This window comes from Myxococcus sp. CA039A, assembly GCF_013336645.1.
Lineage (GTDB): Bacteria > Myxococcota > Myxococcia > Myxococcales > Myxococcaceae > Myxococcus > Myxococcus llanfairpwllgwyngyllgogerychwyrndrobwllllantysiliogogogochensis.
This window is the reverse complement of sequence record NZ_JABUMQ010000308.1, coordinates 1-13,822: the sequence shown is the minus strand read 5'-3', so window position 1 is coordinate 13,822 and position 13,822 is coordinate 1. Positions and strand designations below refer to the sequence as shown.

Here is a 13,822-nt window from a genome sequence, read left to right as displayed (position 1 = left end):
GCCCCGCCCTTCTTCTCTTCCTGCTTTGCGTCTCTGCCCCCGCCTTCGCCAGCTCCCTCCAGTGCAGCCACAGCGCTGGGCCGTGTCATACGAATGCGGACTGCTGCTCATCGGCGAATGTCTGCTCCCAGGGCACCTGCCGCTCCGCATATGGCACCACTCTCCACTGCAGTCGTGGCGGTGGCCGCTGTGCCACCTCCTACACGTGCTGCCCAGGCTTCACCTGTGAGGACATCAATACCGACGCGTCCTTTTCCACCGGGGTCTGCACGCCGTCCTCTTCATGCATCCCCATGGACTCGCCATGCGGTGCTGGCGGTGCCTGCTGCGACGGACTCGTGTGTCGCGAAGGAACGTGTGTCCACCCCACGCTCGCGGGCCCCCTCACGTGTGGCTCAGCAATGGCCTTGTGCGAGAGCACCACGGAGTGCTGCCTCGGACTCACCTGCTCCAGGGGACGGTGTGCGGAGCCCGTCACCCACTACCGCGACGTTGGAGAGTCCTGCGGGCCGCAGGTCCCGTGCTTCCTCGGCAATACCTGCGTCGGCGGCGTCTGCATCGACAACGTCGCCCTCCGAGCAGCCTCCTCGCGCACACCAACCCCGTCCGAGGCAGGTGCTGACGTCCTCCCACCGCCTCCTCAAGCCAAGCTGCGAGGCGCGGCCGCCATCTGGCGTGACGTCCATTGGGGGGAGGACGCCAAGAAGCAGGAGGCGGCGCGCCTCGAGCAGAAAGAGGACGCACGGCGAGAGGACTCGCGACGCGAAGAAATGAGACAAGAGGAGCGCCGTCGCCAACAGCGTGAAGACGACCGGCGTGAGGAGGAGAGGCGTCGCCAGCAGCGCGAGGACGCTCGGCGGGAGGATGAACGACGTCGCCAGCAGGCCGATGACGCACGGAGGGAAGAGGCACGCCGAGCAGCGAGTCGCAATGGCTGGTAGGAGCTATTGGTAGTAAAGGGGAGCACTTCACAATCACCATGAGTGCTCCTGCCTCTCCTGACTTTCGCCGAAGCGCGTTCCCCTGAAGTTCGGCGGTGTCATCGAGGCACCCCTTGTCGCGATAAGCCATCGGGTGGGGGCTTGTTCCTCCGCCCGTCGCGCGGTCCCCGGGCGCCCCAGAATACCTTCTCCCAAATCTACGGAAGAGCATCCAGGCATCATGATTACAGCCATCCATCACCCGTCTCGTCTCACACCGTCTCTCCAGCGACTCGCCTTTTGCGCTCTCGTCCCGTTGCTGCTCACCGGCTGCGGGGAGAAGGATGACGGCCTGAGGCCCACCATCCGCGTGCGCTATGCCGAAGAGTGGATTTCCCTCAATGAGGTGGGACTCACCACTTTCGGTATTCCACCGGGATGGGGTTGGGACCAGATCCACTTTTGCGGAGACTTCGAGCCCAACGACGATGTCCGCGGAGACGTGGTCCACGCCTGCATGTCTCTCTTCTACACAACGGGGACGCTCCCCGTGGGGCCTTGGTCCCTGGACATCGCAGGAATTGGCGCCCCTCCGAATGGATTTCTATCGTCGGGGCCGGGAGAGTTCACCCCAGACGAGGGGCACTCTCCGCTCATCATCTCAGCGTGGTCAACGATGGGCTGCGAGTCGGACCGGAACTTCCCCTTCCCGCCCCAGCGAGTTGCAGGCAAGTTCGTGATGGAGAGCGAAACGCCCGACCACCTCAAGGGGTGGATCGAGTTGACGGCCACCGTCGACAATGCGGCAAGCGTAAGCCCCTGTCAGGCGGATGAGATTGTAGGCCGCCTCGAATTCGACTTTTCCCCCGAGAAACCACGGCAGGTGTACCCGCGTAGCCCCTAAGCGAGCGCACATCCCCGTCTCGGGGAACGCCGTGGGCTCACGGAGCCACGCGCCTCCCAGGAATCCAACATGAGGGAGGCTCGTCGGCAGACGCTCGTGGCCGGCTTGCTACTCGGTGGGCTCTGCCTGCCGTGCGGCCGTGAGGAGGGCGAGTCGCTCACCGGTGTGAGCCAATCCCACGTTACGAATTACCGGCAGTCGTCCTCGTCGGAATTCCATGTCCCCGAATTCGAGCCGCAGGCCTTTGCCTCTCCTGGAGGCGAAACGTCATGCAGGCTCACCAGGACTCCACACCCACTCCACCTCCGCCCTCAAAGGGCGATGCGGCTCCGCAGGAGTCGACCTCCACGGCCAAGGCCGAGGCGACGCCCGTCGTCTGGCCCCGCGACCTCAATCTCCCCACCTCCGGGGAGCTGACGTGGGGCTTCGACCCGGAGGGCCTCCAGGATGGGTGACGCGCTCGCCAAGGCCCTCGCCCGGGCCCGGCACGTCCTGGAGTCCCTCCAGGGTGAGCCGGTGGAGAAGACCATCTGGGGCAGCCCCGCGGGAAAAAAGCGCCTGGCGAAGCGCCTGGTGGCCATGTTGCCCGCGCACAAGACGTACGTGGAGCCCTTCGCCGGCAGCGCCGCCGTCCTCTTTGCCAAGGAGCCCTCGGACGTCGAGGCCATCAACGACGCGGACACGGAGATTGCGGACGCCTATCGCCTCCTCCAGAAGCTGACGCCGGCGAACCTGGCCAAGCTCAAGAAGCTGCCGTGGGTGGGCGACGAGAAGACGTTCAAGAGCCTCTTCGACGCCAAGCCCCAGGGCGACGTGGCGCGCCTGCACCGCTTCCTCTACCTGACGCACTTCAGCTACGGAAAGCTGCGCGGGCGCAGCTTCAGTCCCAGCAGTGCCGGCATCGAGGCGAAGACGCTCGCGCGGATTGAGCAGTTCGTCCCGCGCCTCAAGCGCGTGAAGGTTTACGGCGGCGACTACGAGAAGGTGGTCCGCAAGTACGACGGGAAGGACACCGTCCTCTTTCTCGACCCTCCGTACCCTGGCTACAACGTCGACGTCGGCGAGGGTGACTTCGACGAGGAGCGCTTCTACGGCGTTCTCAAGTCACTCAAGGGTCGCTGGCTCATGACGTATGGCATCCGGGGGAAGTTGCCCGGGATGCTGAAGGGCTCCGGATTCCTCGTGAAGAGGATTCGCACGCCTCGCACGATTGCGGCCATGCGCGGCGTGGGCGGCTCCTCCGTGCTGACGCAGCTCCTAGTCTCCAACTACCAGCCCGCCGCGAAGGCGCTGGAGGGCGGCAGTGACTTCGCCGTGGACGACTGGCAGCCGGAGGAGCCTCCCGGCACCGCCCCCTTCGCCACCACGACGTCCCTCCTCAAGGGCGTCGAGCCCGACGACGAGCGGTACGTCCTGGGTGTTGTCCTGGAGCCGGAGACGGTGGACTCGCAGGGCGACATCTACTCCGCCGCGGAGATTCGTCAGGCCGCGCACCGCTTCATGGAGGAGTTCGGCGGCCTGGGGCTCATGCACCAGATGCGCGTCAACGGGCACGTCAAAGTGCTGGAGAGCTACCTGGCGCCCGTCGACTTCAACCTGGGCGAAGTGCCGGTGCGCAAGGGCACGTGGCTCTTCGCCGTGCGCGTCCTCTCCGACGAGCTCTGGGGGCGTGTGAAGGACGGGCAACTGACGGGCTTCAGCATTGGCGGCACCGCGCGCCGGCTCCCCGAGGCCTCTCCCTCTACCGAGACGCCTCCTTCCGACACACCTGCCGCTGACTCCCAGCCGGAGGCCGCATGACGAGCACCACCCAAGGCCCCGCCTCCGTCCACCGCCTCGTCGAGATGGTGGTGGAGGAGGTGTCCCTCGTGGACAGGGCCGCCAACAAGCACCGCTTCCTCTTGGTGAAGCGAGACGGAGACACCATGCACGACGCTCCCCAGGACACCTCGCAGGCCGAGGGCGCCAGTAGCACCGCTTCGGACACCTCCAAGGCCGAGGACGCAGTCCTCGCCACTGCCCAACAGGCCCTCGAAGCGGTGACAGCACTCGTCGAGGCGTTGACCTCCACGGACGGCGTCGACGGCGTGCGCGTGGTGGAGGTGGCCCAGCACCTGCGCGCGCTCGCCGACGCCCTGGAAGAGGACGAAGACGACTCCGAGGACGAGGAGGACGTCGAGGCGCGCGCCAAGGCCGCCAACCCCGCGCCGGCCCCTCAGCCGACTCCGCCCGCGCCGAGCCCCGACGCCTCCGGCGTCATGGAAGGACTGACGAAGCTCACCGACGCCGTCCGCGCGCTGGAGGGCTCCGTGAAGGAGCAGCACCAGCGACTGGGGCGCGTGGAGAAGCAATTCGGCCTGCCCAACAGCAGCGCCCCCGCGGAGCGCCCGCCCAAGCCCGCCGTCGAGGACGTCGGCTGGCCCCTCGACATGAACAAGCCCCTCAACCGGGAGAGCGTCGACAAGGCCCTCTCCTTCCACGACGTCTGACGTCCCCACCCGCCACCAGGAAGCCTCAACGCCGAAGGAATCCCCATGAGTCGTATCGACAACAGCACCCTCTTGGCCAAGGCGGACCTGGCCCTCGCCGACCTCACGGCCGGCGGCGGCATCCTCCAGCCCGCCCAGGCGCAGAAGTTCTTGCGCCTGCTCATCAAGCAGTCCGTCCTGCTGCAGCAGTGCACCGTCGTCCCGATGGCGGCCCCCAAGCAGCAGTTCTCCAAGCTGAAGTTCGGCAGCCGCATCCTCCGCCCGGGCCAGGAGGCCACCGCCGTCCCCGCCGCCCAGCGCGTGAAGCCGGACCTCTCCCAGGTGGAGCTGGACGCGAAGCTCTTCAAGGGCGAGGTGCGCCTCTCCGACGAAGTGCTCGAAGACAGCATCGAGCGCGGCGAGCTGCGACAGACGCTCATGGAGATGCTCGCGGACGCCATCTCCAGGGACATGGAGGAAATCCTCGTCAACGGGGACACGGCCTCGGCGGACCCTTTCCTCGCCACGATGGATGGCGTGCTGAAGCAGGTCACCAGCAACGTCGTCGACGCGGCCGGCGCGCCCATCAGCAAGGACGTCCTCGGCGACCTGCTCAAGTCGCTGCCCTCGGAGCACCTCCGTGACAAGAGCAGCATGGGGTTCCTCTTACCAGCGTAGACGCGGACCTGGACTACCGGAACTCGCTCGCGGAGCGGGCCACGGCGGTCGGCGACAAGTTCCTCGAGGGCGATGCGCCGGTCCTCTACTCGGGCGTCCCGGTGCGGCCCATCCCCCTCTGGCCGGAGAACCTCGGTGCGACGAATGACCGCACGGCGGTGTTGCTGACCAATCCCAAGAACATCCACGTCGGCATCTGGCGGCAGATTCGCATCGAGTCGGCGCGCGACATCTCCGAGGGCACGCTGAAGGTGGTGGCCACGCTGCGCTTCGACGCGAAATTCGCCGAGGAGTCCGGCACGGCCAAGGCCATCAACGTGCAGTTGTGAGGCTCACCATGGACAACTCCTATCTCGTCCGACTCAAGGCCTACGACGCGCGCCGCGGCCACGTGCTGCGGCGCTACACGTATGCCGGCATCAAGTTCCAGGAGGAGCGCGGCTGGTACCGGGTGGAGAAGCCGGTGGCGGACTACCTGCGCACCGTGCACCAGTTGCCCGGTGACACCTACTCGCCGCTCGCCTTCGACGTGTGCACGGAGGCCGAGGCGAAGTCCCTCGATGTCACCGAGGCCGACGAGGCCCGCGTGAAGCGCAGCGCCAGCGACGAGCTGAAGCTGAGTGCGGCGCGGCCCGCCGGCACGCTGACGACGGAGGACCTCCCGAAGGCCAGCGAGGAGAAGGACACGCGCCGCGCCAAGCGGGAGAAGGACTGACGTGTACGCCACGGTGGCCGACATGCGCGCCGAGGGCGTCACACCGGCCATGGCGGGCGACACCCGCTTGGCCGTCCTCCTGGAAGAGGCCACCCGCACCATCGACAAGGTGACGGGGTGGCACTTCGAGCCGCGCTCGGCGACGTTGCACTTCGACGGGCGCGGCACTCCCTCCCTTTGGCTGCCGGTGCCGCCCATCCGCCTCTATCGCTTGGCGCTCCACGGGGAGGACGTGTCCTTTTCGCGGGAGCACCTGGTGGTGGTGGGTGCCCCGGTAGGCCCGGGCTTCGACGGGCCACGCCTCACCTTCCGCCATGGCCGTGTCTTCCCGCGCGGCGAGGGCAACATCACCGTGGGCGCACGGTGGGGCTACACCGAGGCGGACGGGACGCCGGAGGGGCGCACGCCGCCCGCCATCCGCCGCGCCTGCATGCTCCTCGTCCTGCGCAGCCTCTCGCCGCTGGCGGACGAAGCCTCCCTGGAGGAGCGCACGCGCTGGCGCGTGGTGGAGGAGAGGACGCGCGAGCAGAGCTACCGCCTCGACACTGTCCGCCCCGTGGTGCGGCCTCTCACCGGCGAGCCGGAAGTGGACCTCTTGCTCTCGCCCTACGTGAAGCCCTCACTGCCCGGGGCCGCGTAGTGCGAGGCCGACTCATCTACCCCTTCTTGGCGGAGCTGTACCGCCTGGACACCTTCGGAATGGCGGGCCCCAGCCCGGGCCCCCATGCCAGCGGGTACGACGCGGACTTCCGCGAGCCGGTGCTGGTGGACGCGGATGACGACGGCCTGGCCGAAGCCTTCCGTCGCGAATTTCCGCCTGTGCGTGTCCCCTGCCAGGTGGAGCCGGATGCCTTTGAGTCATTGCGCATGACTCCTTCCGGCAACAGCCCCCGGACGAGCTTCGAGCTCGTCTTTCACTTCCGCGACTTGGAGCGCCTCGGCCTCGTCGATGCGGCCACGGGCGACGCCCTCATCCGCCCCAGCGACAGGCTGGGAGCCCTCTACGACGTCGCGGGCACCCTCGTGCAGGCCGTGAGGACGCCTCCCGGGCTGTACGTCACCGAGGCACGCCCCACGGGCTTCGGCCTCCACCGCCGGAGGCCTCGCCGAAACCTCCTTCTCGTCACCTTCAACGACAGGCCCCAAGCACGAGGACTCACGTGAAAGCACTGCTACTCGCCCCACTTCTCGCCACCGCCCTCCTCACCCGCTGCCGCGCGCCGGACGGGTGCGCGCCGGTGTCCACGCGCTGCGCCGGCAACGTCGCCGAAATCTGCAACGGCGACGGCAACTGGCAGGTGCTCGCCGACTGCGACGCGGTCAGCGAGCACAGCAACGCCGCCTTCACCTGCGCCTACGTCAACGAGGAGGGCGTCACCGGCCACACGTGCCTGCCCACCACCGTGGACGCCGGCACCGTCGACGCGGGCGTCGAGGAAGGCGGTGTCCTGTGAAGGGCTACCTCCAGGCCCTCCCCGGCGTGGGCACCCTCTTCCAGCGCGGCGAGATTCAACCCGCCGAGGTGTGGGCCCTCTACCAGCACATGCAGTCACGCCTGCGCACCAAGACGGCGCGCAAGTCGGACTCCCTTGAAATGCAGTTGGCAGCCGAGGCGCTGCAGCGCATGGGCATTCTCGACAGGGAGCGCTTCCTCGAGCGCTATGCCACCACCGTGGGCCGCACCCTGTATTTGCCTTTCGAGGTGGGCATGCCGAAGTCCGGCTGGGACTTGTGGGCCCAGGTGGTGGTGTGCGTCCACGAGCACCAGCACGTCGTCCAGCACGACGAGGAGGGCCCCAGCTACGAGTTGGCCTACCTCACCAGCCCCGCGGCGCGCGCCCGCTACGAGGCCGAGGCCTACACCTGCAACCTGGAGCTGCACTACTGGCGCCACGGCACCCTGCCCGCCGTGCGGCCCATCGCCGAGGGCCTCAAGCACTACGGCTGCCGGCCGGAGGACGTGGAAGTCGCCGCGCATACGCTGGCCCTCACGTCGGTGTCCGTCCGTCATGGCGCGGTGGTGAGTGAGGCCACGCACGTGGCCCTCGAATGGCTCACCTCGCACGTCCCGCATCTGCGCAAGGGAAAGGCGTAGGCATCCATGGCCGTCTCGCGCACCGGAGACTGGGCACGGGCCCGCCAACTGCTAGAGGCGGGCGCGTCGCGCCTTGAGGGTGCGTTGCAGACGGCCCTGCGCCAGGAGGCGCACGCCCTGCGCAAGGAGGTGGTGCAGGGCCTCACCCAGCAGGAGCCAGGTGGCGAGCCACTCCGCCCGCCCTCGCCACTCACGCTCGCGGCGCGCCAGCTCGCGGGCTTCAGCGGGTCGAAGGCCCTCCTCGTCTCCGGCGCGCTGCGCAACTCAATCAGCGTCGTCGTGGAGGGCGACGAGGCCTTCATCGGCGTGTCGCGCACTGCGAAGAGTCCGGACGGGGAGTCCCTCGTCGACGTGGCGCAACTGCAGGAGTACGGCGGCCCCCCCGTCGTCATCCCCATGACGCCGAAGATGCGGCGCTACCTCTTCGCGCTGCTGCGCCAGGCCGGCCAGGCACGTACCGGCGGAAGCGGGCGCGGCGTCATTGTGACGCAGACTCCAGCGCGGCCCTTCCTCCGTCCGGCCTTCGCACGGTTTCGCCAGGGTGCCAGTCGCCGCTTTCTCGCGCGCATCGCGAAGGAGCTGGGCCTCCGAGGGCCCGGGTAATGGCCCTCCCCGCCCTCACCTCCGTGACGCCCTCCTCGGGGCCCACCAGCGGCGGCGACATCCTCCGCCTCGCTGGGGTGGGCTTCGCCGCGCGGGTGGCCGTGCGCCTGGGCGAACTGCGCGCAGAGGTGCTCTCCGTCCGTGAAGAGGCGGGCACCCATATCGCAGACGTGCGGACTCCGGCCCACGAGGTGGGCACCGTCGACGTGGAGCTGCTCAACCTCTCCGCGGACGGACGCCCCATTCCAGGAGGGGCCACCGTCCTCTCAGGCGGGTACCACTACCTGCGTCCTCGCGTTGCGAAGGAAGCGGACCTCACCCGCCTCGTGCGCACCTTGCTGCAGGAGTTGAAACGGCAAGTGGTGGCCAACGTCAGCGCCAGCGTCTCCGTCGACTACGACGACACGGTGGCAGGCAACCTCAACGTCGTCGCCATGGCTTCGCTGCCCTCGGTGGTGCTGTCAGGCCCCACGCTGCGCGAGAGTCGTCGCTACGCCTCCAACGTATTGCACGAGGACGTCGTGCAGGGCCCCTCCGGCTCGGAGTTGGTGCGCAGGCGCCCCGCGTACACGGTGGATTTGGCCTTCACCCTCACGGTGGCCTCCGAGCGCACCGCCGAGCTCTTCAACCTCATGGCCGCCGTGGCCACCTTCCTCAACCGCAACCACTGGCTCTCCATGGCCCGAGACGCGGAGGACGCCTCGCGCGGCACCGTCCGCTGGGAGATGGACGCGGACGGCGAGGTGCACACGCAGCTCGGCAGCCGCGACGACGTGCGCGCTTTCACCTGGGGACTCCTCGTGCGCGGCTTCGACGTGGACGAGGGCCTGCCCCTCGACATCGGCAAGGCCGTCGCCGGGACGCACCTCGAAACGGACTCTCTCTCTGGAGGCACCTCATGAGTGTCACCCTCACCAACGCCCTGGGCAGGCTCGTCACATTCCTCCTGCCCCATGAGTCGTACTGCGTCGCACGCGGCGAGTGCGCCTGCAGCCTGCAACCAGGCCGTGGAGGCCGCCGCCTGCCCGCCTCTCTTACCCTCGCGGCAGGCGTCTCGCTGGCAGACCTGCCGGAGGCCGTCCTTCATGTAGCGTCCGTGGCTGCGGCCATCCGCCGAGGTGATGTCGCGGTGAAACGCCAGGTGGCTCAGGACTCCCGAGCCCCTGTGTCGGCCCCCGCGATGACAGCCCCATCCCACTCCACGCCGGAGAGTGCTGTGCGTGTGTCTCGAAAGAAGCGAGGTGCGCCGTGAGTCCCGAGTTGCTGTCGTCCAAGGTTGTCGTGGTGGAGGAGGAGCCTCGCGTCCGCGGCATCCCCTCCGCGCCCACGTCCGTGGCGGGGGCCGTAGGCCTGGCGGAGCGTGGCCCCATCGGCAAGCCCGTGCTCTGCACCTCCATGGAGGATTACCAGGCCACCTTCGGCGGCTTCACCCCCGACTCCGACCTCGCCCTCGCCGCCATGGGCTTCTTCGAAAATGGCGGCAGCCACCTGTGGGCGGTGCGCACCGTCCACTACGAGGACGCAACCAACCCCGAGTCGCACACGGCCACGCGTGCCACGGCCGCCCTCACCACAGGCGGCGGGCCCACGCCCGCTGTCGCATGGGGAACCCTCCGTCCTCCCTTCTCCCTGGCGGACGGGCAGCGCATGGAAGTGGCCGTCAACGGCAGCGCGGCGGTGGACGTCGCCTTTCTTGGGACTGCGGCCTCCGTCCTGGCGAGCCGTCCGGGCCCCTATGCCCTCACCTCCGGCCAGGCGCTTCGAGTGCGCGTCGACGGCGCGCGGGACGTCTTCGTCTCCTTCAGCGACGGCGACTTCGCCGACATGTCCCAGGCCACGCCGGAGGAGGTCGCCGCCGTCCTCAACGCAGTCCTCGTCGGGGGAAGCGCCACTGTCGAGGCCGGGGCGTTGCGAATCTCCAGCGACACCTTCGGGGCCGCCAGCCGCCTGGAGGTGGGGGACGAGGTGGCCAACGCAGTCTTCGGCTTCCCGCTCGGGCCCCAGGTGGGCACGGGCAACGTCCAGAGTCTGCGCGCCGTCGAACTGCACGAGGTGCAGTCTCTCGTCGAAGCTGCGGTGGCGGGAGTGCGTGTGGAGGCGTCTTCCCTGGGGACGCTGCAGCTACGCACCACGATTACCGGCCCCTCCGCCTCCCTGCGCGTGCAAGGGGGCGCGGGCCTCGGCCTGGGCCTGGACGCGCTGCTGCACCAGGGCGCTGCCTCGGGTGACATGGACGTCCTGCGCCTGGAAGCCAAGGACGCGGGTGCCTACGCCAACCGCCTGGAGGTGGAGGTTCGCCCCTCCACCAGCGGCACGCCCGACGCCTTCGACATCCTCATCCTCGAGGACGGCGCATACCGCGAGTCCTTCCCCAACCTCTCCTCCAGCGAGGGCGACGCGCGCTACATCGGGCGCGTCCTCAACGACGGGCGCACCGGCTCGCGCTACGTCCAGGTCTTCCTCGTGGAGCCGGACGCCGTCCCGGACGTGCAGACGGTGGCCCTCTCGGGTGGCGCCGACGGACTCGTCGGACTCAGGGACTCCGACTTCATCGGCTCGGAGGTCGTGAAAACGGGCCTCTACGCGCTGGACTCCGTGCAGGAGCTGTCGCTCCTCCTGGTGCCCGGGCGGGCCACGCCTGCCGTCCACAACGCCATGGTGCGCTACTGCGAGGTGGCACGCGACGGCCTCGTCTTCGCCATCCTCGACTCGCCCGCGGGCTACACCGCCACGGACATCGTCTCCTACATCGCCGAGGAGGCCGCGCTGGAAGGCCTGTCCGAGCACGCCGCGTTGTACTGGCCCCGCGTCAAGGTGCTCAACCCCTCGCGCGGCGTCTTCGGCAACATCGAGCAGCTCGTCGTCCCGCCCTCCGGCCTCATCGCCGGCGTCTTCGCGCGCAACGACGCCGCGCGCCCGGGTGGTGTGTACGACTCGCCCGCGGGCATTGAGGCAGGGCGCATGCTGGGCGTCCTCGGCTTCGAGACGTCCGAGGTGTTGGAGGAGAAAAAGCGGGACGTCGTCTACCCCCACCGCGTCAACCCGCTCACCACCGGGCCCGGCCTGCCGCGCTACATCGACGGCTCGCGCACCCTGAAGGCTGGCGGCAACTTCCCCTACGTCGCAGAGAGGCGCGGGGTGTCCTTCATCGAGAGGAGTCTTCAGGCCGGCTTGCAGTTTGCCCGGCACCGCAACAACACCGAGGGCCTGCGCGCCCAGGTGCGGCGCTTCATCACCGCCTTCCTCCTCACGCAAATGCGCAACGGGGCCTTCCGCAGCATGGAGCCTGCCAAGGCCTTCTTCGTCGACGTTTCGAACGCGCTCAACCCTCCATCCGTCGTCTTCGCGGGGCAGTTGGTGGTGCGCGTGGGGCTCGCCACCAACAAGCCCGCTGAATACGTCGTCCTGCGCATCTCCCAGGACACCCGTGCTCTCGAAGCCGAGCTGGCTTCGGCGGGCGCGTAAGGAGCCTCTCCATGGCCATCATTGGACAGCCACGTAGCTTCCATAAGCGTTTCAAGTTCCTCGTCGAGATTGACGACGTCGGGCACGCCGGCTTTCAAAAGTGCTCCGAGCTGTCCGTCGAGGTCGCCAACGTCCAGTACTTCGAGGGCGGCAGCCTCATCCCCAACAAGAGTCCGGGGCGCCTCACCTTCAGCGACGTCACCCTCGAGCGCGGCGCCACGCAGGACCACGAGCTCTTCGACTGGTTCCTCTCTGTCGTGGACACCTCCAGCGGCCTGGGCCTGCCGGACATCGGCTACAAGCGCAACCTGGACGTCGTCCAGCAGGATAGGGACGGCACCACGCTGCGCCGGTGGAGTCTCTCCCGCGCGTGGCCCGTGAAGTTCATCGCCGGTGAGTGGGACAACGAGTCAGACGAGAACGTCATCGAGTCGGTTACTCTCACGTATGATTTCTTCGAGCTCGCTGAGTGACCTGCCGATACTCAAAGTCAGAGGACTCAATGGGACTACTTCCCCAATCGATCAGAGCCCCATCGAACTCGAGGTAAGTCAAGAGAAGCTGATTCACTGCCGTGTAAATCCGCATCTCCACTTCATGCACTTGCCTCCACGCCTCACGATTCTCTCGGAAATACTCCGGCCTCAGAATCCTCCCCTGGTGGAGCAGCTTGTTTCGACTCTCAATCGCCCATCGTTCCTCCCTAGACAACTCAATACCCAATGCACGAAACGGAAGTGTCAGCTTGGCCGCATTGGTAGGACTATTGAGTCCCCGAAGCCTCGCAACTATCACATCTCTTTGCTCTTTCGACCACCCATCATCGTACTCCGTAATCAGTGCCTCCATCGCCCGGGAGAATTTTTCCCAAGCGTCTACAGGCAAGAGCTTTGGATATTCACAAAGCCCCTTCCTCATGAGGACATCGGTCAAGCTCTCCAGGGCCACCGACAAGAGCGCACCTCGCATTTCCATTGGCGCTCCAGAAAACCACAGCAAGTACGAAATGGGCGTCTCAAGCGGCGGTTCTACAAGAAACCGCTCCACAACCCTTGACAACACCTCTTCCTCGAGGGGTTCTCTGTCGTCAGCAAAGCCGAGTTTGAGGCGCGCTTGCCCCCATCCAAGCCAGTCTGATGGAATAGGGTGAAAAATATTCCCAATTCTATCCTGCCCCTTGAACCAGTCCGCTCGAATCAGCTCTCCGTCTGCCCCCAACTGAAGGGCGCAGCTGTCGCCAGAGAGCCACTCTCCAATCAAATAAGACAACACTTGGCGCACACGAAATACGAGGGCAATAAACTCATCCCCGCCCATGGCCACATCGCGGGTCTCCAGGACAAGGCACTTCCCCTCATCCAGCGCCACAACATCAAGCGAAATCCCAGAAATCCTCAGTGAGAGCCGTGCTCTCGCACGAAATCCCCTGCGCGAATCTACGATGCCAGATGGGAAGCACACCCGCTTCGCCAACTCCCTTGTTTTGACGTAAACACGAAAAACCGTGGGTTCGACACCCTCTTTTTCCGCCACAGATAATGTCATGGAGACAGCCACACCGGAAACGCCCAGACCACTCGTATTCCTAGTCGCCTGAGGCTGATGCAGCACCAAAGCCCCACGCCGAGTGCGCAGCGCAAGACTCTCCGCTCGAAGTTCCTCGAGCAAAGAGAAGTCGAGCCGACCATCATGCGTGGCAGACCATCGGCAGTCGGTCGTCACCGAGACCTTGGCGCCTTCAATCCAGCCGCTTTGACCCCATGCCTCCAAATTCACCAACTCGGGGACGTCGGCAAGCACCTTCCGCACATCTATTTCTCGCATCTCCATGTATCCCGCCTCCCCTAAGAGGACCTAACAAAAGTCAGGGCTGGGGTGGCCACCGACGAAGGGCATCCCCAGCTTGAGTGCATGGTCCGCGAACTCGTTCCCGACGCCTTCTGGCAGCGTGTGGCGCCGCTGCTGCCTCCGCCG

At 67.1% G+C, this 13,822-nt stretch carries 16 protein-coding genes; 15 read left to right on the top strand and 1 reads right to left on the bottom strand.

Going from position 1 to position 13,822, the window contains the following annotated elements:
• The first annotated feature begins 1,161 nt into the window (after window positions 1–1,161).
• The 15 genes from HR086_RS37040 (at window position 1,162) to HR086_RS36970 (ending at window position 12,321) form a co-directional block, all read left to right on the top strand.
• A complete protein-coding gene (locus tag HR086_RS37040) occupies window positions 1,162–1,824 on the top strand; it encodes a hypothetical protein (protein ID WP_174467999.1) in 663 nt (220 codons plus the stop codon).
• A gap of 269 nt (window positions 1,825–2,093) precedes the next feature.
• Complete coding sequence (locus HR086_RS37035) at window positions 2,094–2,279, top strand: hypothetical protein (protein ID WP_174467998.1); 186 nt, start codon at window positions 2,094–2,096, stop codon at window positions 2,277–2,279.
• A complete protein-coding gene (locus HR086_RS37030) occupies window positions 2,272–3,624 on the top strand; it encodes an XkdF-like putative serine protease domain-containing protein (RefSeq protein ID WP_174467997.1) in 1,353 nt (450 codons plus the stop codon). Before HR086_RS37035 ends, HR086_RS37030 begins: the two co-directional genes overlap by 8 nt.
• Window positions 3,621–4,313 carry a hypothetical protein gene (locus HR086_RS37025; RefSeq protein ID WP_174467996.1) on the top strand — a complete coding sequence of 231 codons (693 nt, stop codon included), beginning with the start codon at window positions 3,621–3,623 and terminating at the stop codon, window positions 4,311–4,313. Before HR086_RS37030 ends, HR086_RS37025 begins: the two co-directional genes overlap by 4 nt.
• A gap of 45 nt (window positions 4,314–4,358) precedes the next feature.
• Window positions 4,359–4,970, top strand: coding sequence for a phage major capsid protein (locus HR086_RS37020; RefSeq protein WP_174467995.1), 612 nt, complete (start codon window positions 4,359–4,361; stop codon window positions 4,968–4,970).
• Window positions 4,971–5,071: 101 nt separating this feature from the next.
• A complete protein-coding gene (locus HR086_RS37015) occupies window positions 5,072–5,299 on the top strand; it encodes a hypothetical protein (protein ID WP_013375286.1) in 228 nt (75 codons plus the stop codon).
• An 8-nt stretch (window positions 5,300–5,307) separates the two neighbouring features.
• Entirely contained in the window at window positions 5,308–5,685 is a 378-nt protein-coding gene (locus tag HR086_RS37010) for a hypothetical protein (protein WP_174467994.1), read from the top strand.
• A 1-nt stretch (window position 5,686) separates the two neighbouring features.
• Window positions 5,687–6,325 (top strand): hypothetical protein, encoded by a 639-nt coding sequence (locus HR086_RS37005; protein ID WP_174467993.1) that lies wholly within the window; start codon window positions 5,687–5,689, stop codon window positions 6,323–6,325.
• Complete coding sequence (locus HR086_RS37000; protein ID WP_174467992.1) at window positions 6,325–6,849, top strand: hypothetical protein; 525 nt, start codon at window positions 6,325–6,327, stop codon at window positions 6,847–6,849. Before HR086_RS37005 ends, HR086_RS37000 begins: the two co-directional genes overlap by 1 nt.
• A complete protein-coding gene (locus HR086_RS36995; RefSeq protein ID WP_120582222.1) occupies window positions 6,846–7,139 on the top strand; it encodes a hypothetical protein in 294 nt (97 codons plus the stop codon). The genes HR086_RS37000 and HR086_RS36995 overlap by 4 nt, the downstream gene beginning before the upstream one ends.
• Window positions 7,136–7,780 carry a hypothetical protein gene (locus HR086_RS36990; RefSeq protein WP_174467991.1) on the top strand — a complete coding sequence of 215 codons (645 nt, stop codon included), beginning with the start codon at window positions 7,136–7,138 and terminating at the stop codon, window positions 7,778–7,780. The genes HR086_RS36995 and HR086_RS36990 overlap by 4 nt, the downstream gene beginning before the upstream one ends.
• A 6-nt stretch (window positions 7,781–7,786) precedes the next feature.
• Window positions 7,787–8,383: a phage virion morphogenesis protein gene (locus tag HR086_RS36985; RefSeq protein WP_174467990.1), complete on the top strand. Its 597-nt coding sequence runs from the start codon at window positions 7,787–7,789 to the stop codon at window positions 8,381–8,383.
• A complete protein-coding gene (locus HR086_RS36980) occupies window positions 8,383–9,285 on the top strand; it encodes an IPT/TIG domain-containing protein (protein WP_174467989.1) in 903 nt (300 codons plus the stop codon). The genes HR086_RS36985 and HR086_RS36980 overlap by 1 nt, the downstream gene beginning before the upstream one ends.
• Window positions 9,286–9,631: 346 nt before the next feature.
• The gene (locus HR086_RS36975) at window positions 9,632–11,848 is read left to right on the top strand and encodes a phage tail sheath subtilisin-like domain-containing protein (protein WP_174467988.1); all 2,217 of its coding nucleotides are present in this window, start codon (window positions 9,632–9,634) and stop codon (window positions 11,846–11,848) included.
• A gap of 11 nt (window positions 11,849–11,859) precedes the next feature.
• A complete protein-coding gene (locus tag HR086_RS36970) occupies window positions 11,860–12,321 on the top strand; it encodes a phage tail protein (RefSeq protein WP_174467987.1) in 462 nt (153 codons plus the stop codon).
• On the opposite strand, the gene HR086_RS36965 is transcribed toward HR086_RS36970, so the two are convergent.
• Window positions 12,290–13,678: a hypothetical protein gene (locus tag HR086_RS36965; RefSeq protein ID WP_174467986.1), complete on the bottom strand. Its 1,389-nt coding sequence runs from the start codon at window positions 13,676–13,678 to the stop codon at window positions 12,290–12,292. The two genes, HR086_RS36970 and HR086_RS36965, sit on opposite strands and share 32 nt — an antisense overlap.
• Window positions 13,679–13,822: the final 144 nt, after the last annotated feature.